Origin of the sequence: Nitrosomonas nitrosa, from assembly GCF_003051105.1 — a bacterium.
In the GTDB taxonomy this organism is placed as follows: domain Bacteria; phylum Pseudomonadota; class Gammaproteobacteria; order Burkholderiales; family Nitrosomonadaceae; genus Nitrosomonas; species Nitrosomonas nitrosa.
Window position 1 is genome coordinate 70,087 of record NZ_QAOO01000013.1, and the last position, 18,803, is coordinate 88,889.

At 49.0% G+C, this 18,803-nt stretch carries 18 protein-coding genes and 1 pseudogene; 5 read left to right on the forward strand and 14 right to left on the reverse strand.

Annotated elements, in window-relative coordinates:
• Positions 1-11 precede the first annotated feature (11 nt).
• The 3 genes and pseudogenes from C8R30_RS09030 to C8R30_RS09040 all read right to left on the reverse strand — a co-directional run.
• Positions 12-603: pseudogene (locus tag C8R30_RS09030) on the reverse strand (IS1634 family transposase); the annotation flags it as partial.
• A gap of 510 nt (positions 604-1,113) precedes the next feature.
• Positions 1,114-1,548 carry a GFA family protein gene (locus C8R30_RS09035; protein WP_090666947.1) on the reverse strand — a complete coding sequence of 145 codons (435 nt, stop codon included), beginning with the start codon at positions 1,546-1,548 and terminating at the stop codon, positions 1,114-1,116.
• Between the two features lie 313 nt (positions 1,549-1,861).
• Positions 1,862-2,848 (reverse strand): zinc-binding alcohol dehydrogenase family protein, encoded by a 987-nt coding sequence (locus C8R30_RS09040; protein ID WP_107789970.1) that lies wholly within the window; start codon positions 2,846-2,848, stop codon positions 1,862-1,864.
• Between the two features lie 135 nt (positions 2,849-2,983).
• Here C8R30_RS09040 and cls point away from each other — a divergent pair, with 135 nt between their 5' ends.
• On the forward strand, positions 2,984-4,366 hold the full coding sequence (gene cls, locus C8R30_RS09045) for a cardiolipin synthase (protein WP_258191973.1): 1,383 nt from the start codon (positions 2,984-2,986) through the stop codon (positions 4,364-4,366).
• Between the two features lie 379 nt (positions 4,367-4,745).
• Here cls and C8R30_RS09055 read toward each other — a convergent pair whose 3' ends face one another.
• The 6 genes from C8R30_RS09055 to C8R30_RS09090 form a co-directional block, all read right to left on the reverse strand.
• Positions 4,746-5,168, reverse strand: a complete 423-nt coding sequence (locus tag C8R30_RS09055) for an ArsI/CadI family heavy metal resistance metalloenzyme (protein WP_239654076.1) — start codon at positions 5,166-5,168, stop codon at positions 4,746-4,748.
• A gap of 34 nt (positions 5,169-5,202) precedes the next feature.
• Complete coding sequence (locus tag C8R30_RS09060) at positions 5,203-5,535, reverse strand: ArsR/SmtB family transcription factor (RefSeq protein WP_107783907.1); 333 nt, start codon at positions 5,533-5,535, stop codon at positions 5,203-5,205.
• Positions 5,536-5,760: 225 nt separating this feature from the next.
• Positions 5,761-6,432: a hypothetical protein gene (locus tag C8R30_RS09065; RefSeq protein WP_239654075.1), complete on the reverse strand. Its 672-nt coding sequence runs from the start codon at positions 6,430-6,432 to the stop codon at positions 5,761-5,763.
• Between the two features lie 956 nt (positions 6,433-7,388).
• On the reverse strand, positions 7,389-7,535 hold the full coding sequence (locus tag C8R30_RS15900) for a hypothetical protein (RefSeq protein WP_181258724.1): 147 nt from the start codon (positions 7,533-7,535) through the stop codon (positions 7,389-7,391).
• A 180-nt stretch (positions 7,536-7,715) separates the two neighbouring features.
• On the reverse strand, positions 7,716-8,999 hold the full coding sequence (locus tag C8R30_RS09080; protein WP_107789975.1) for a DUF2130 domain-containing protein: 1,284 nt from the start codon (positions 8,997-8,999) through the stop codon (positions 7,716-7,718).
• 618 nt (positions 9,000-9,617) lie between these two features.
• Complete coding sequence (locus C8R30_RS09090; RefSeq protein ID WP_090666961.1) at positions 9,618-10,595, reverse strand: magnesium transporter; 978 nt, start codon at positions 10,593-10,595, stop codon at positions 9,618-9,620.
• 218 nt (positions 10,596-10,813) lie between these two features.
• On the opposite strand from C8R30_RS09090, the gene C8R30_RS09095 reads away from it, so the two are divergent.
• The 3 genes from C8R30_RS09095 (at position 10,814) to C8R30_RS09105 (ending at position 13,599) form a co-directional block, all read left to right on the forward strand.
• Positions 10,814-11,221 carry a VanZ family protein gene (locus tag C8R30_RS09095; protein WP_181258725.1) on the forward strand — a complete coding sequence of 136 codons (408 nt, stop codon included), beginning with the start codon at positions 10,814-10,816 and terminating at the stop codon, positions 11,219-11,221.
• A gap of 107 nt (positions 11,222-11,328) precedes the next feature.
• Entirely contained in the window at positions 11,329-12,279 is a 951-nt protein-coding gene (locus tag C8R30_RS09100; protein WP_107789978.1) for an L-threonine 3-dehydrogenase, read from the forward strand.
• Positions 12,280-12,300: 21 nt separating this feature from the next.
• Positions 12,301-13,599: an aminotransferase class I/II-fold pyridoxal phosphate-dependent enzyme gene (locus tag C8R30_RS09105; protein WP_107789979.1), complete on the forward strand. Its 1,299-nt coding sequence runs from the start codon at positions 12,301-12,303 to the stop codon at positions 13,597-13,599.
• Between the two features lie 17 nt (positions 13,600-13,616).
• Here the strand turns inward: C8R30_RS09105 and C8R30_RS09110 are convergent, their stop codons facing one another.
• From C8R30_RS09110 to C8R30_RS09130, 5 genes are all read right to left on the reverse strand, one after another.
• Complete coding sequence (locus C8R30_RS09110) at positions 13,617-14,000, reverse strand: surface-adhesin E family protein (RefSeq protein ID WP_090666968.1); 384 nt, start codon at positions 13,998-14,000, stop codon at positions 13,617-13,619.
• An 88-nt stretch (positions 14,001-14,088) separates the two neighbouring features.
• Positions 14,089-14,814, reverse strand: coding sequence for a DUF2238 domain-containing protein (locus C8R30_RS09115; RefSeq protein WP_107789980.1), 726 nt, complete (start codon positions 14,812-14,814; stop codon positions 14,089-14,091).
• Between the two features lie 211 nt (positions 14,815-15,025).
• Positions 15,026-15,607 (reverse strand): Spy/CpxP family protein refolding chaperone, encoded by a 582-nt coding sequence (locus C8R30_RS09120; protein ID WP_181258726.1) that lies wholly within the window; start codon positions 15,605-15,607, stop codon positions 15,026-15,028.
• A 52-nt stretch (positions 15,608-15,659) separates the two neighbouring features.
• Complete coding sequence (locus C8R30_RS09125) at positions 15,660-17,351, reverse strand: multicopper oxidase family protein (protein WP_107789982.1); 1,692 nt, start codon at positions 17,349-17,351, stop codon at positions 15,660-15,662.
• Positions 17,352-17,386: 35 nt separating this feature from the next.
• Positions 17,387-18,247, reverse strand: coding sequence for an MBL fold metallo-hydrolase (locus C8R30_RS09130; RefSeq protein WP_107789983.1), 861 nt, complete (start codon positions 18,245-18,247; stop codon positions 17,387-17,389).
• A gap of 119 nt (positions 18,248-18,366) precedes the next feature.
• Here C8R30_RS09130 and C8R30_RS09135 point away from each other — a divergent pair, with 119 nt between their 5' ends.
• Positions 18,367-18,798: a YeeE/YedE family protein gene (locus tag C8R30_RS09135; protein ID WP_107789984.1), complete on the forward strand. Its 432-nt coding sequence runs from the start codon at positions 18,367-18,369 to the stop codon at positions 18,796-18,798.
• Positions 18,799-18,803: the final 5 nt, after the last annotated feature.

The window sequence follows — 18,803 nt, forward strand, 5'->3', positions numbered from 1 at the left end:
TTACATCAAGCTTACACGAATGTCTTGATAACTCCTCCTGGTAACGGATCCAAGTTTAGCGCCTGATAGATAGCGGCCAGTTCTGGCTCCGGACGCGTGGCCTTGCGCACATGTAAGGTGCGGCCATCGGCACAGCGGAAAGAGGCGGTCACGCGCTGTTGTACGGACAAGGTATCACGCAAACTGCGCCAGCGCGCCTTGATGCCCCGCGTCTGCAATTGCCGGCGAATGATTTGTACCAACTGGTAGGCTAACACCGTGATGAAGAGGTGACCGTCAACCCGGTGTTCCTTGTGATGATAGACTGGACGCAAACCAAGTTCTGATTTGAGACTACGAAACACGGCTTCCAGATCAGTGAGCATGATATAAGTGCGCCACAAGCGTTCACTATCCCAGCTGGTTTCATTGGTGCGCAAGCAATAGACACCGGGATGAGTCAGGCGGGAGTTGGGCTGGGGTTGTTTTGACCAACGCAATGCAATGGCCTGTTTGCCGGTTTCATCTGCGATCAACTCGATTACGTAGTGCTGATTGATCCCCCCGGCTGCGCTCTTTAAGTCGGCCAATACGATCATTCGGCTTATCGATACGCTTCTCAGTCGGACGGATCTTCCCCCACTCGACAAATATATTAATCCTGTAATTGCATGTTTTTATTTTGAAAAATGACGGTGCTGTTGAAACAGCTGCTGCCTACGCGGCATGTTTGTTGATTTGTGTGCGCTTGCAAATTCTTGGTTTTGTGGGAAAGGTAATGTTAATGTCCAGAGCGCGCAGAATATTAGCCTGGTGTTCATCTGGGCGTAGCAAGTGAACGATACGTTTACCGTGATGTGTCTGATAAAGATAAGTCAATCTCCCAGTGCGACCAAAGTGTCATCCAGGGTGACCCTAAAGATAGGGTGCACTTAGAAAGCGGGTGTTAAAGCCGTATATAGCAGAAAAGGGGGCAGACCACATTTTTCTGTCATTTCTGTCATGTAAGAGACAGATTGGTGGATTCTGATTTCTGTCATTTCTGTCATGTAAGAGACAGATTGGTGGATTCTGATTCTGCGACCTTTCGCGGACGCGTTCTTGTTGGGCTATACCTACCAAAACGTTTCAAAATTATTCCGCCACAGTTTCGCCGGAACCTCCCATTTCCACTGGCACATCCTTCATCTTCGTCACTCCATCCTTGATGCGCAACACTGCTTCTTGGTAGTTGACATGAACACCTGCTTCGAAAGGAAATTCTGGAATCACCGCCGCATATACATCGATTAATCCCATTTCTGGGTGCTCCGTGAAGATATGACCTCCACAACTCCTGCACCATTTTCTATAGCTCGCGGGCGTCTTGTTGTATGTGCCAATTTTGTCAACACCTTGTGTAACTTCTAGTGCCTCAGGTTTCCACAAAGTGAACGCATTAACGGGACCGGCAGACCAATGTCGACATGACTCGCAATGGCAATAGCCCATAGCCTCTGGCTCGCCTTTAACAGTGAATTGCACTTCTCCACAGAAGCACCTGCCGATGTATGATTTGTCGTTGCTCATGTTGCACCTCACTAAGTTAATGACACAGCCATGCTTACTCCTGACTGCCTGCTATTCCGTCCAACTTCTACCCTCTCCCCGCTGGATGCTCAACTAGAATTAAGCCTCCGAAATGACGCAATGTATTACATCAAAATTGAAATCTAACACGGTAAACTGCATGCGATAACCTTATATTTTATCGAATCGCGTCGATTAAGCTTTCATCATAACAAAGTTTGTTAGATCCACAAATAAAGAACATTATTGGTAACACCCATCAGCTGACCCGTGTCAAGGACCGGCTGATGGGTGTTACCTCTCGCACAGCCCTCTAAAATCCTGCCAGTGCGATTTTACCAATCATCTTGCCGCTGGTGACCTGATCGAACGCAGCTTGTAGCGTTTTTGTTCCGAGCTTGCCGCCCCGCTGCGTCAGAATGGAGCGAATCGCCCCTGCATCAACGGCTTGCGCCAAGCGTTGCAGATAAACGCCCTGCTGAGATTGGTCGGGTGTTTTGAACATTGCGCGGGTGAACATGAATTCCCAATGGAAACTCACGCTCTTGTTCTTGAAACGGTTCATGTCCATGGGTTGGCGGTGGCTCACCAAAGCACAAATTTTGCCGAAAGGGCAGATAGACGCGGCCATATTATCGAGATGGCTATCGGTATCGGCAGCGCACAATATCCAATCTACATCCTGTTCGAGTTGGGGGCGCAACGGTTGACGATGGTCGATCACCTGATCCGCACCTAATTGCTTGCACCAAGCTTGGCTGTCGGCGCGTGAAGCGGTTGCGATGACGTTGGCGCCCGCTTGCTTGGCTAATTGTATCGCGATGGAACCGACGCCGCCAGCACCGCCAATAATCAGCAGACGCTTGCCTCGATTGGCATCGGCCTCCATGCTCAAACCCAGATGATCGAACAACGCTTCCGACGCGGTCAGGCCGACCAAAGGCAGGGCGGCGGCTTCCAGATCGGATAGGTTTTTCGGTGCTATCGCGGCCAGGCGGCTGTCTACCGCTTGCTGTTCGGCAAAACTGCCTGCACGCGTGACATCGCCCGCGTAAAATACGCGATCGCCTACGGCGAAATTGTCAACTTGTCCGCCCACCGCCAATACTTCACCACAAGCATCGAACCCGAGCACTTTTAAGCCAGTCTGATCCGGCTTCACGCTGGCTTTGAGCTTGGTATCGACCGGATTGACCGCGACCGCTTTCACACGTACCAGCAAATCCCACTCACCGATAGCGGGTTCTGGAAACTCTGCTAATTCAAAATCTTGTTGCGCGTTGACACCTAATACATGCATACGAAAAATTTCAATTTAGAATTTTGGTTGATCGGTAAACTAATCGAACGTGGTCGGATATTTTAACCCGGTTAGGTTGTCATGATAGTAGGTGGCTGAAATTTCTTGGAGAATATGTGGATGCATGGAAAGAAGATGAAGTTCTTGGATATTGCTAGGCCTATAGCGTTATTCTGCCTGATGGTGCTTGCGGGCTGTAGCGCAATACCAACAATGGTGCCGGATATGGCCATGCGCTCAACGCATTCTGAACGACTCAATGATGCGAATGGCCCACTTTCTACTCAACAAAGCAAAGCAATCCTTGCCAAACTTAAGAACGGCAGCTCGGAGACAGGTATCTTCGACAGGCATTTAGCGCTGGAGACTGCGATTGCCGGTAGTCCGTTGGTTACGGGGAATAAGGTCGAGCTGTTGATCGATGGCCCCAAAACTTACAGTGCCATGTATTCAGCTATGGAGAAGGCAAAAGACCATATCAACTTGGAGACATTCATCATAGAAGATGACGAAGTCGGTCGTCTTTTTGCCAAGCTATTGATGAGCAAGCAAAGCAGTGGCGTACAGGTCAACCTGATCTATGATAGTGTGGGATCGATTTATACACCCAAGGAATTCTTTGCGAACCTCAAGGAGGGCGGGGTCAATGTGCTCGAATTCAATCCTGTCAACCCGCTCAACGCACAGAAGGGCTGGCAAGTTAACCGGCGGGATCATCGCAAGCTCTTGATCGTCGATGGCGAAATTGCGTTCGTCGGGGGTGTCAATATCAGCAGTGTTTACTCTAGCGGTTCGTTCGGCCGCTCTCGCTCGGATAATAAGGACAATCCACCGTGGCGTGACACGCACATGCAAATAGAAGGCCCTATCGTCAACGAATTTCAGAAAATGTTTATCGCCACATGGGAGGAGCAAAAAGGCGAGCCACTGGCACCCAGAAACTATTTACCCAAACTGGCTAATAAAGGCCATGACGTGGTCCGTGCGATCGGCAGCTCCCCGGAAGCGGAATATAGCCAGATCTACATCACCTTGCTTTCGGCGATCAACAGCGCAGAATCCCACGTTTTTCTGACTAACGCCTATTTCGTTCCCGATCCGCAATTGCTTGCAGCGCTAAAGGAAGCAGCTCGGCGTGAAGTCGACGTGAGGCTGTTACTTCCTGCCAAAACTGACTCTATCTTGGTCTATCATGCATCCCGTTCCTATTACGATGAGCTATTGAGTGCCGGTGTCAAGATCTACGAGCGGCAGGATGCGTTACTCCACGCTAAAACCGCGTTGATCGATGGGGTATGGTCGACAATCGGCTCAACCAATCTCGACTGGCGGAGTTTTCTTTACAACCACGAAATCAATGCAGTCGTCCTTGGGCAGGAGTTCGGCGAACAAATGCAGGCGTTGTTTGACAAGGATCTGCAATATTCCAAACTCGTCACGCTCAAGGAATGGAGAAAACGCCCCATTGGTAAACGCATCAAAGAGAGAGCTGCGCGCCTATGGGCGCAGTGGTTGTAGGCTTGGAGGGATGCATTGTATATATAACCTAAGCCGAAGTCTGACAACTGTTGTGTCTATCGTTCTTATGGTGCGGTATCCATCAGTACGAATTCGCGATCCGCTTTTCCCCTCCGTAACTGGCAATAGACCGCGCACTGGATTCACAATGCGATCACGATAAACTTGCGCCGCTGCCTGCGGGTCGATTTCCAGTGCTGCCAAGCCGGATTTTCCGATCCTTTTCGTTAAATAGAACGACTATTCGCCTCAAAAGATCGAAAAATCAAGCTCTGTCAGTTTTATCCTCGCTACGATCACTATTTTCGGACAGCCTTAGTCGCTTCGGCAAGCATAGAACAGCAGCAATTTCCTGTACAAAGAAACAATGCATGTATGATCAGGCGGCACAGCAAGTTTCGGTTTTAGTTGGAATAGTGGTATCTCGGCCAAATACCGGAATCGTTGTTAGCGTATGAAACGCTTCCCAGGCGATACCTTGTGGATCGACCGTCCAGTATTTATTCGATGCGGCATAACAGCATTGCGCATTTTGTTGTTCCGCTGCGGGCAAATCGGCTTGAGTAAGGCGCTGATTCATTTCATCTAACGCTTCTTCCGAATCAACCTGGATGCCCACGTGATCCAGACCTGGTTTAGTGCCTCGAGTGGATATGGCGAAATTGATATACGGATCATCCAGCATCCACTTGGCATAATCCTCTTTGCTAACAGATGGTTCGATGGCGAATAATGCAGAATAAAAGCGGATATTATCCTGTAGATTATCGACGGCGATATGGATATGAAAACGTTTCATCATTGTCTCCTTCATTAAATGGTCAGAAAAATAGGTTTTAGCTGTTTTTTTCATTACAACAAATTTCAACTGTGCTGCTGCATGGTGTACCGGCGCAACAATTCTCGGTGAGATAACTCAATAGCGCACTCATGGTTGTGAAATTCGCTGAGTAATATATAAAGCGGCTTTCCTGTCGGGCAATTACCAGTTCTGCATGAGTCAATTCTTTCAGGTGAAAGGACAGCGTTGCATTGGGGATGTTTAATTCTTTAGCGAGTTGACCCGCTGAAAGTCCATATTCTCCAGTCTGTACAAGCGTCCGGAATATCGTGAGGCGGGTTTCCTGTGCTAAGGCGGCCAGTATTTTGATAGCAGTATTTGTTTCCATATTTCCAATATACTAGAAATATAGAATCATATCGAAAGTTTTTTTAAAAAAATTACGGAGACCTAAAACGACTATCTCTTATCAAGGGGTTTTACTGCCATCGTAGCGAATGAAATGGGCTTTGTTCGCCAGCGTAAAAGTGTCGAAAATACACAGCATGCCCTTGCCGGTCGTAATCAAGCCATCGTGGCAATATATACGGCAGGGGAATCTCAGAGTCTAAGCCTACTTCCAAATGACCATTTTGAAGCGTTCCTTGACGATACCGAAGTAATTGCACTTCCAGTCACTTTGCGCAAAGAAATCCAGGTGATGCCATTGATCTTTTTGTCTAAGGATGCTGGCTGCGGCATCGTCCCAGTCAATAGACGAAAAGACGGGGTCTAATTGTTGTTTGCGCGCTTCCACTTCTTCGTAATCAAATCCGTCATATTCCCAGTGCAATACTTCAAAAACATTGCCTTCGCGATCCACATAATCCATGCTTAAATCGAGCCCCCACTTAGGGCGCATCTTTATGATTTTGTATATCAGAGGATTAGCTCGTGCCCATCTTTCTAATTGTTCCAGCGCCTCGCCTTTATACCCTTTGCGCTCAAATAACAAGCTGTGATTAAGAACGGCTCCTTCCACTCTATCTGGCTGTGTAAACCAGGGAGCTTTCAAAGCATGACGATGTTCACGATGAGCGTGGAAAGAGGTTTTGTTGACCTTGGCGTAGCGTTGCTCAAGATCAGTTAAGTCATAGCCATTTTGATCAAAAAGTGCAAGATCACGTGCTAGCGGCGGAGAGGACATATCCAGCGGCTGTTCCCAATATCCTTGGGGATTAAACTGATTATCCGTCAGATCCAGGTAATTCGTACTTACAAGAACAATATTTTCCTTCATAAACATGGTTTGAATTTATTTTTTGTTTAACGTTTAAATTATTTATTCAGAATTATGAATTTGATTAAACCAAGACTATGCTGATTATGGCTTCTTTGTTATACGACAAAGTATCTAACAAAGACAAGCTAGCCTGTCCTCTGTTCAATCTTAGTGTACTTAGCATTAGAATCAATTGCTGAATGGGGAGCAGAACACGGCTTTCTGTTATGTAATAAAAATAGATTAGTGGATTCTGGTTCTGCAATGTTCCGTGTGCGTCCAGGTTTACCCAATACCGCCTTTTTCCTAAGATTGCATATATTTGTGCCGCGAAGCGTTCATTGCCCAGCGTAAAATCTCTTTCGGTCGTTTGCCGAATTTTATCCACTTGTCTCCGCGCCAATTCATAACGAAACAGTTCGCGTTAAGCTATCTGCCCGCCAGCGACATCTAATCTTGGCGCCAGGTAAAGCGAATACAGTTTCACCAGTCCGGCATTTTTCCCTGCACGTTGACCAAATAGCTATGTAGCAGTATACGACTGGGCGCAATACCAATCTGCCCGTTCTGGATTCGGTTCCAAATAGTGGTGATGCGCTAGCAAACAGGCCTCCTCCTGAATGGACAGGGGCAATAAAGTCGCTCCCACAAGGTTCGGCTACGTTGGTGGTTGAGCTGTAACTAATAGATTCTAGCAAAAAAGCGTGGTTTGCCTCTAATTTTCCCAATTTTCATTCTCTTTTCGCGACTTGACTCCTTACTTTGTGAGGTAGCTGTTATCGGTGAATGTCTGCCAGGCCATCGTAATGACGAATTTCTCAAGTCTTTGAAGAAGTTCGATACATAGACAGACCAGACCTTGGATGTGCATTTGATTGTCGACAATTAGGCCAGCCAAAAGTATCCGAACGTCAAAGAATGGCTGGCTAAACATCCACGCTTTCACCTTCATTTCACTCCCACGTCGGCTTCCTGGCACCTTACTGGATTGCTTCACTGCGTTCGCAATGACGGAGAGTATGGTCTATCCAAACTGCCGCCAAACCCTCCGCGTCATTGCGAGGCGGCGTAGCCGACGCGGCAATCCATGTTTTTTGCAAAGAAATTGCTTGTTCACTCCAGTTCACTTTCTTCATAAGAACGTAGAGTTTAATTGATGAGTTCAATAGGCTTTTTATTGGTCTTGTGATGTTCCTTTCAACCCATCACCAGTTTGCGATTAGTGATTCTGTACTCTGATTGCGTAGCCTGCTCATGTCGGTATGCGTCAGCGATATCAGCACCCTTGACGCTGATGATGCGATTTTTCATTCTTGCTCCGAATTATTTTCCAGCGCCGGAAACTCCAACCCCTCAATCTCCTGCAACGACTTTCCAGCGATCCCCTGCAAATCACCATACATCCCGACTGTTGCATTCATTACGCGTTCGATCTGCTCTTGGCGTTTGGCCCATTGTTTTATGATGGCTTTGCGTTCCTTGTCGAGGTCTTCCTGCATGGTGGAGAAGGCTTCGACGATGGCTTCCACGCGTTGGCGGAAGCGGGGGCCGGTGAGGTATTGGTAGATCATTTCGGTCTTTGTTTGCTGTCCTTCGGAAGCTTGCCGGGCCAGGGCGAGTTCCAGCAGGGATTGGCGCAGGATGGCGGCGACGGGTAGCGCGGCACGGGTGTGCGTGACCCATACGCCATCGATCAGTTCGAAGGTTTCGACACCTTTGGGCAGGGTTTGGGTGACGATGACCGCAATTTCCGCTTTGGCGGTGCGCTGGTCTTCACGCAATTTTGCGAGCCAAGCCTCGCTCCAGTTCTTGGTGCGTTTGGATTCCCATAAGATGGTGCCACTGTGCTGTCCAGCCGTGCCGACCACGCGATGCAGCACGTCACCGCCGAATTCGCCCTTGGGAACGGGTTCGATGGTATCGAGGGGGAATTTGCTGCGCAGCAGGTTTTCCAGCTCCAGTTCGAGGACTTCGCCTTGCAATTGCTGCGAGCCTTGTTCGGCGCGCCGTTTGAGTTCCTCGATTTGTTTTTGCATTGCGGCGATGGTCTGTTCTTTTTCCATTACCTTGAGTTTTTGTGCTTCTTCGGCTTCTTTCCTCGCTTGCTCGCGTGCAGCAGTCAGGTTTTCCTGCACTCGTTTCTCGACGGTGAGTTCCAGCTCGCGTTTGGCATCATCCAATTCGCGCTGCTTCTTGATCAGTTCGGCTTGGGCTTTCTGCGCTTCGGCCAGCTTTTCATTGCGTTGTTCCAGCAGTTGCTTGAGATCGATCAACTCACGCGCTTTCAGTTCCAGCTCGCTTTCGGTGATCATTTTGGCTTTCCTGGCCTCTTCTGCCGCGATTCGCGTGCGTTCCTGCTTCAATTGCTCGGCGACTTTGTCGGCTACTTGCTCATCGAGCTTGGTTTTTTCGCTAATGAGCTGCTGTTCCCTATCGCGCATGGCCTGCTCGCGTTTAACGATATCGCTCTCTTTTTGAGCGAGCTGCTGTTCAAACTGCCTGCGGGTCGCTGCCAGCAGCGGCGCGGCCAGCGACTCGGTCAATTTGATTTCGGTGTGGCAGTTGGGACAAACGATGGTCGGTTCGGTCATTGTGTTGTTCCTATTATTTAATCGCTGAATTGCATTTGAAATAGCGGGGCATGAATGGTTCGCGTACGTTTTCTAGCGATGCCTGGATGAGGAAAGAAAATCTTCCCGATGTGCGTCGATCAGCTCGTCGCAGCATTTTTAGTCATGACTTCCTATTGTGGCCAGTTGTTCTTGATGATGTGCATGGGCGATATACGGAACCTTATGCTAGCACCTTATTTTTCAAGCAAGGATGGTGCTCATGCCTGCTTCCTGTATATAGTATCAATATTGAGCACTCAAAGATGTAGCGGTCAAGTGGCAGTAACGTTCATTTTTGCTATCGTTCGTGCTTTGACACATTCACTGCAAACGGGAGTAAAGGTTTTTTGCGGCAATCAGACTTTGATTCCGCTTGCAAAGGGCGAAAGTGTCGGGCAGTCAGAATGACTATACAGACACGGTATTTGTATTGATATGTGCGAGAAAGTATATGTTTGAGGTGTTAGGCTGTAGAAATAACCGGCAAACATGAAATCTGCATATTGAGCCGCCATCCAATATCACTTGGTAGCGTGAGCTAAGCGATGAAGATTTCTCCTTTGAGTTTGAATAAACTAATAGCCCTTCTCTATAAGATCAAACCACTAGCAAAGTGGCAATCGTGAAGTAGATGAGCAGGCTCAATACATCCTGGATAATGGTCGCGATGGGGCCACTGCCAAACGCGGGGTCTTTGCCGAAGTGCGCAAGCAACCAGGGGAACCCGAGGCCAATGGTAGTTGCGGCCGAGCCGGCAACGATCAATGAGAGTGCGACGGCAATGGCCAGCCTAGGATCGCCAAAAACCAGCCAAGTGAAGGGGATAGTCAGCAGTCCCAAGGATAGGCCAATCAGCAGTCCGGTGCGCAGCTCGCCGCCAATCAACTGATTGAGCGGGGTATTGCTCAGCGATAGACCACGCACCGCGATCGCTTCTGTTTGCGTGCCGATAGCATCTGCAATATAGACGATGGCCGGTACAAAGAATGCAATCGCAAGTTTTGCCTCCAGTGCATGTTCGAACCAGGACATGACGATCGTTGCGAGCATGCTGCCAACGAGTCCGACCAGCAACCATGGAAGTCGATCTCGTGCCCGGCGCATGGGCGGCGCTTCCATCGCTGTCCGCGCGCGGGCCGTTTCTCTACGGATACCGGCCAGACGATGCAGATCTTCCACGTGTTCCCTCCGCAAAACCTCGAAAATCGCATCGGGCGGCACCACGCCAACGAGCCGTTGATTGCCATCCACTACAGGAACAGCCGTCAGGCCCTGGCTGATGGCGAGTGATGCCACGTCTTCTTGATCTGTGTCGGGCAGGACTTCCGGGAAATGTGTTCTCGCGATTTCCTTGATCATCTGCGCCGGTTTTGCCGCAAGCAAGCGAGCCATGTGTGCCATACCGATCAATTTACCCTCGTCATCGAGCACATAGACCGATCCGGCATAATCATAGGCATGGCCGGATAATCTGGCCAAAACTGCGTTGACTGTTTCGTCATAGTGAGCGGTGGGTACCCGCGATACCGCGTGTTGTGCCGCGGTTTCTGGGAGAATCGGGTCGAATTCAGGCATAAGATACCTTATTTATAAACTAACAATAGGTTTGTTGGTAGATGGTTAGTTGGTAGATGATTTAATGCTTCGAAAGTGGGAGCATATCATTGCTTCCTGTATGCATCGCTCGAAATCTTAACAGTTCCGATCCCTGCCTGGGATACGCGTTTTTTTGTTACTCGATCAATACTGTTAAGATAGGTGGCTCATTCACTTTTATATCGAATAGCATGCGCATGGATACCGAAAGCAGTAAGCTTATTTTGCCATTCGCCTGGCCGCTTGGTGTGATGATCGGTCTATATGCCATCTCGTCGATACCGGGGGAACCGCCCGATGATCAGACGATCATTTATGCCGTTTTTTCCTGGTTTACGCCCACTGTGCACAATTTGCTGCATATACCAGCCTATGCAGCGCTCGCCTGGACACTTTGCCGATGTCTGCAACCCTATTTTTATGGGTGGATCGGGTTGCTGCTGGCTGTGATGATCGCGGGTGCTTATGGGGCGCTGCTGGAATGGCATCAGATCGCCATCCCGGGAAGGTACGCGAGTTTCACCGATGTCGTGCTCAATTTCACCGGTGCGGCAATTGGTGCCGGGTTTGCTTGGAGAAGGGCCCTTACCTTCCCATCCCTCTGATCTTTGCGCTTGCTATTTGACAACAGCGCACGTTATAGAGCGATAATGATCAATGGGCAAGCGCTTGCATGCTGTGCAATACCTTTCATCTGACAGAATGGGGATGTATGAAACGAATCTTGGTAACAGGGGCGACCGGGCAAATCGGTTCTGAGTTGGTTCCCGCGCTGCGGATACGTTACGGGAGCGAAAATGTGGTGGCTACCGGCCATAAAAGATCGCCGCAAAAAGCGTTTGTGGAAGAAGGGCCCTACACAGTACTGGATGTGACCGATATTGCTGCGCTTGCGAAGATTGTGCGGGATTTCCGTATCGATACAATTTTTCACTTGGCGGCGTTATTGTCTGCTGTTGCGGAACAGAATCCGCAAGCTGCCTGGAAAATCAATATGGAGGGACTGTTCAACGTTCTCGAAGTTAGCCGCGAGAATGGGTGTGCGGTGTTTTTTCCAAGCTCGATCGGTGCTTTTGGCCCTGGCACGCCGCGTGATCACACCCCGCAGGATACCATTCAACGCCCCAATACCCTTTATGGGGTATGTAAAGTGTCGGGCGAGCTGCTGTGTGATTATTATTTCAGCCGTTTCGGGGTGGATACCCGTGGCGTACGCTACCCTGGCCTGATCTCGTATGAAACGTTGCCCGGCGGTGGTACCACTGATTACGCTGTCGAAATTTTTTACCAGGCGATTCAACGAAAGGAATACACCTGTTTTTTAAGAGAGGGGACGTACCTGGATATGATGTATATGCCCGATGCCGTGCGCGCTGCCATCGAGCTGATGGAAGCCGATCCGCGCAGCTTGAAACATCGTAATGCTTTTAATGTGACGGCGATGAGCTTTGCGCCGGAAGAGCTGGCCGCACAAATTCACAAGCACCTTCCCGAATTCACGATGCACTATCAGGTCGACCCGGTCCGCCAAGCGATCGCCGATTCATGGCCGCGCCACATGGATGATCAGGCTGCGCGCGATGAGTGGGGCTGGCAGCCTCAGTTCGATCTCGCAACCATGACGGAGGACATGATCGGTCATTTGATGAAAAAGCTCGGCTAAACTTTTTATTGAGGAGTTGCGATGTCACTGGAAAAATTGGATGCTTATTGTGTTTCGAAGTTGGAGGAACTGAACGCGAAAGGCGCGCGCAAAGGGGCAGAAAAAGTGATTGCAAGCATTGCGGTTCCCGACTGGATCAAAGCCGGTCGTTTGCCAAACGCTATGGAGGATGAGAACCCCGGCCCGCGTTATTTTTTAGCAGGGGATAAAAAACCGTATTTGCTCATGAATTCCAACTCATACTTGGGTCTCACACTTCATCCCAGAGTGGTCGCCGCGGAAGAAGAGGGCGTACGACATTTGGGGACCGGGCCGGGGGCGGTACGCTTTATCTCGGGTACGTTCCAGCCGCATGTCGAACTTGAAAGACGTTTGGCCGCATTCCACGGACGGCCCTCCGCAATGATTTTTAGTGCGGCTTACGCTGCTGTCATGGGGGTGTTGCCGCCGCTGGTGCACGAACAAACACTGGTGGTGAGCGATCAGTTGAATCACAACAGCATCATCAACGCCACACGTCTTTCTCATCCCGCCAAGAAAGAGATTTACCCCCATCTCGACATGGCTGCATTCGAACAAATACTCGGCAAATACGCTGCTGGTCAGTCAACGGAAGGGGGGGCGGAAATTAGGCGAGTACTGGTCATCACCGACGGCATTTTCAGCATGCGCGGTGATTTCGCGCCCTTGGATGAGATTGTCGCGATTTCCCGTAAATATGAACAATATTTTGCTGAAGGAATCATAACCATTGCGGATGATTCGCACGGGGTAGGCGCATTCGGTCAGACGGGGCGCGGAACTGAAGAATATACGCAAAGCCAGGTCGATATACTGATCGCGACCCTTGGCAAAGCGCTAGGGGTTAACGGGGGTTATGTCGTTACGAGCACGGCGGTAGTCGATTATCTGCGGGAAATGTCCTCTTTTTATATTTATTCGAACCCGATCACGCCAGCCGAAGCTCTAGCTGCCAAGGGTTCACTCGACATACTGGAAAGCGGAGAAGGAATCAAGCGCTTGACCAGATTACGCCAATTGACAGCCCGCTTCGAAGCAGGTCTGGCCGAACTGGGTTTTGAAACCATTCCCGGCGAACATCCAGTCACCCCGCTGGTGGTGCGCGATACCCGGCAAACAGCGCGGCTTACTGAATACCTGTTCCAACAGGGTATTTTAGCGACTGGCTTGAATTATCCCGTCGTTCCCAAGGGTGACGAAGAAATACGTTTCCAAATCAACGCCAACCATACAGTTCGTGATATAGAGGATACGCTGGCTGTTTTGCGAAAGTTCTTGACCGATTCATACGCGCATTAAGGAATCAAAAAACTGCGCTACTCATTACAGACGGTTCTGGCGATGCGACCAAGGAAGGAATTGGCGGTGTAGTTGAACCACTCTGTTGATTGATCATGCTGAGCGCCGATGACACTCATCTCTGCGTATGGGTCGGGGTAGAGCAGCATGGTGCGGGATCGGGCCTGATTATTTGGGCAATCTAGTTTATACAAACTTTTTGTAGCCTGATAACCACCTGTCTGCTTTTGTTCGTAGCTTGATAATACCCAGACTTTCCGGAACTGGCCGTTAATTTGTATGTTGTCTGGATCAAAATAATGCATTACACCTTTTTTACTAGAACTTACCATCACCCATTCCGCGTGGGCGGGCATCATCACGAATATCAATAGGTAGGCAAGTAATATGATTTTTTTCATAACAATCATTTGATGCTGTAGGATGAAGTAAAAACATAGCTAAAGAAAGCGCGGTCCTCGATACTGTATACAGTATTAGCCGGGTAAATCAATCCTTTTCCGATTTTGAAGAGTGGTAGCTTCTGAAAAGATGTGGATTGCGGGTAATGAATTTGTCAATCCAGACTTCAATGAAAGAGCGCTTACGACGCATCAGATACCACCATCCCCACAAACTGATAATCAGAGCGCCGATCGCATCGACAATGAGATCCCACATGGTGTCAGTGAGGCCAGAGTCATCTCCCAGCATGGGTTTTTGCATGTTGGCTCCGAAAATTTGATCAACCGCAAACTCAAAAATCTCCCAAAGCGCACCGACCGCCACCGCGAATACAAAAGCAAAAAGCGCGATAAAACGCGGGCGCATCGATAACTGTGCGCGTTCATTCTCATTAAGCACGTAAACCAGCAAAAAACCGAAAATACCCAGCAACAACCCGGAACTACCGTGCAGAGCAATATCCCACCACCACCAGCGATCGTAATAGCGGTGGATTTCACCGAGAAACAGTGCAGCAAAAACAAAGATGATGGTTAGAATTTGAAATTCAGCGGGGATATAGAACCGGAATTTTCGATTTAGCACAATGGGCAACAGCGTGATGATACTAATGGCAATGAGCAGAAAAGCGTGAATCCAGTGACCTTCGTATAACACTGCCGCAAGCTCTATCCCCATAATGACATGAAGAAAAATGACTAGATAGCGGTGGATAAGTTCTGCCTTCCCTTTTAAAGGCGGGGTAGGATGAATGCTATGCTGATTGGTCATAAAAGCTGTTTACGCTGAGTGCTCCCCTTGCTCAAGTTGATTAACACTTTCTGATTTCTGTTTTGTAAGTTTCATAAACATGCATGTTGCACATTTCTCTTGATCATTACCTCACATCAAGAATTTCTACTCGTTTCCAGTATACAGCCACCTTCTCGTCGATCCGAAGAGGGGGGGCTGTATCGATCAATTTTATGCCAACTTTCCGAGTCTAGTGACCGTCATGCTGATTTTGCCGCTTTTTTCCTTCCCCTCCATGATCATGTTCGGCATTGCCCTGTTGATCATGCTTGCTGCTTCCATGATCGTGACCATGCTTGCCATGGTGCATTTTCATGGTTTTAAGTTGGCTCAGTTGCTCAGGGGTTAAGATTTCATGGACTACCTTGCGTTCATTGATATGGTGATCGATCATGGCCTGGTGATCCGCTGCATGTTCCTTCGCCAATTTATCCAGGGCGGCCTCGTCGGTACTCGGCTTCATACTCGCTTCCTTGAACGCATGGTGGCTTTTGTGCATTTTCTGCTTGAGTTTTTTGTGTGCTTTTTCGCCTTTCATATGCAGCCGAACAACTTTCCCGAGTTGTTCATTCGTAAGCTGCAGTGCTTCTGCATGAGAGGCAACCATCTGTGCATAACTGTGGCTATGGTCATGATCATGCCTCATCATACTGCCATGCGCGTGACCTTCTTTTTTGTGATCAGCTGCGATTAATTGCATTGGTGTCAGTAACAATGAAATTGTTAACATGGTTCCTAGAACGATCGAGGCGGTGCTCTTGTAGCTGTTCATGATATTCTCCTCCATAAAATGTAAGAACGCTTTTCCAATATTATTGTATCGATCAACTCACCAAGAAATTCCGCATCATGCCCATATCCTCGTGTTCAAGGTTATGGCAGTGATAAAGAAAAAGACCGGTATAATCTTGGAACGGCTTGATGATGGTAACTTCTTCTCCGGGCATAACCAGCACAGTATCTTTCCAGCCGCTATTGATAAAACCATCCTTGACGCTGTCATAGCCGCTGCCGTGTCGATTTTGGGTCAGGCGGGAGAGTATCTGGAATTGTTGTCCATGCAGATGAATCGGGTGGGCCATCGACATCATCATACCCATTCCTCCGCCTCTGCCACCTCTTCTTCCTCCCCGTTCGTCACTTTCATCCGTATCTCCCCTTCCACCCATGCCTCTTCTACCTCCTCTGCGCATTGCGTGATCTTCCTGAAAGATTCTGATTTTCTGGATAGTATTGACAGGAATTTTTTCACTTTCTGCGACAGCTTCCATTTCAAACGATCGGTGGTTGAGCTCGGGTGACATATGCATCATGCTCAGTCCAATGAGGATGGGGCTGTCTGGGTTGGCTACATCACGATCCAACAAGCGTTGAAATGGTACCAGGGTACTCGGTAATTCATGCGATTCACTGGTTTTCTCGGCTATGTGGAATTTAACCACTGGAAAATTATCCCCTTGAGTGAGTCGACGGCCCATCATGCCGCTGCCGCTATCCCCTCTTCTGTCTTCATTTTCCCTGCCTCCACGCCGACCTCCCCCCATATGGGGCATCGCGCCGTGGTATTCGAGGCTATGGAGCACGAGATCAGAGCCGATTTCACGTCCACTGAAATCGACCCAGAGTTCAACCCGTTCAGCGGGTGCAAGCATGATGTAAGGGTAGTTTTCGGGTTTTCCAAGCAGTGCGCCGTCGGTGCCAATGGCCGTCAAAGGGGTGCCGTCTTCCCAACCGAGCTTATAGATTCTCGAATTCGAGCCATTGAACAACCGCAACCGATAGGCACGGGTTTTGACAGGGATGATAGGGTCGATCTGCCCATTGATCAAAATGGTATCGCCCAGAAAACCCAAGATCCGTTCATGTCTGCCATGTTGGAGATAGCGCAATTGATTGTCAGCGGTGAACCGCCGATCTTGAATGACGATGGAGAGATCGTATTCGTCGCTGGGCAGTGCCAGCTTTTGTTCGTGCTCATCGGTTACGGTGATCAGCCCTGCCAGCCCTTGATAGACCTGAGTGGCGGTCATTTCATGGGTATGTGCATGATACCAATTCGTGCCAGCGGGATTCTTGACCTCGAATTCGTATACATACCGCTCACCCTTGTTGATCGCATACATGGGATGCCCATCCATTTTCTGCGGCACATGCATACCGTGCCAATGGGCGATCGTTGGTTCAGGTAGCTGGTTATAAAATATGATACGAACTTTTTGCCCGCGCACGAGATTGAGGGTAGGCCCTAAATAACTGGGCATCTCAGTCAATGTGGAGGAGGGGCCTTTGAGCAGTTTGCCATGATACTGAAAAACGCGGGTCGCAGTGCCCGGTTTGAGAGGGACTGAGGCTGTCCGGGCTGTCAGCGCTATTTCAACATCAGGCTTGAAAGTACGATTGGGCGCATTATTCGTTTTAGCCCCTTCTGCTAGGAGGAAGCCTGGCCATGCTGCAGCCATAGTGCCGAATGCCGCGAATTGTAAAAATTGGCGCCTTTTGTCATCGAAGCGTGCCATCTTTTGTCCCTCCATATTAATCCGCAGTGAAAAGCTTAGATCGCATTGATTGGAATTTTAAAATAGGATACTCCATTATCTTCCGCTGGGGGCAATTGTCCAGCACGCACATTGAGTTGAACCGAAGGGAGCATCAGGACGGGCATTTCCAGGGTCGCATCACGCGCGGTGCGCATAGCGACAAACGCATCCTCGCTTACGCCATCGTGCACATGAATATTGTGAGCGCGTTGCTGCGCGACGGTTGTTTGCCACTGTGCAGCACGCTCTTTTGGGGGGTAATCATGGCACATGAACAATTTTGTTTCGGATGGTAAATCGAGCAATTTACGAATCGATCGATATAGCTGACGTGCGTCACCTCCGGGAAAATCAGCCCGTGCAGTACCTACATCGGGCATAAATAGGGTATCACCGACAAAGACGGCATCTTCGAATTGATAGGCCATGTCGGCGGGCGTGTGCCCTGACACTGAAATGGCTTTACCTATCAATTTTCCGACATTGAATGATTCACCATCAGCTAGCAGATGATCGAACTGTGAACCATTTGGCGTAAATTCCGCCTCCATATTGAACAGTTTCTTGAAAGTTTTTTGCACAAGGGGTATGTGATCGCCTATCGCTGTTTTTCCGCCTAGTCTGCTTTTAAGGTAGTCGGCGGCGGAAAGATGATCGGCGTGGGCATGCGTTTCCAGAATCCAGCTTACGGTCAATTTTTGTTCGTTGATAAATGCGATGACGCTGTCTGCTGAGACCGTTTTCGTTCTGCCTGCTTTTGGATCGTAATCGAGCACCGGATCGATGATGGCGCAATTTCCCCTCGGTTCGTCAAATACGACATAAGTGACTGTCCAGGTAGCGGGGTCAAAAAAAGCTTGGATATTAGGTTGCATGGCCACCTCCCTTTATGGTTAAGATCAATTAAAAATTTTATAGTTTTATTGACTATAATATACTTATTAATATAATACTAATAATTAATATATGTAAAGATAAATTTAGGAGAGTGAATATGAGTATCGATTGGACGCATTTCACGCCGGGTTCGGCGTTGGCGGGCGGCATGGTGATTGGTATTGCAACGGCAGTATTGCTTTTGCTGGCAGGCCGGATCGCGGGTATTTCTGGCATTGTGGGCGGTTTGTTCAAATTGCAATGGCGCGATATGGGATGGCGTATAGCCTTTGTTGCAGGGCTTATTTTGGCGCCTTACTTGTGGCGGCAGTTTGGAGAATTGCCGACTATCCAGGTTGATACCAGCTATGTCGTTCTGGCATTGGCAGGATTGATCGTAGGATTAGGTACCCGCTATGGATCGGGTTGTACCAGCGGTCATGGTGTTTGTGGTCTTTCGCGTTTGTCGCCTAGATCGATTGTAGCTACCCTCATTTTCATGATGACGGGGATCGCTACGGTCTATGTGATAAGACACTTGTTGAGTTGATGATT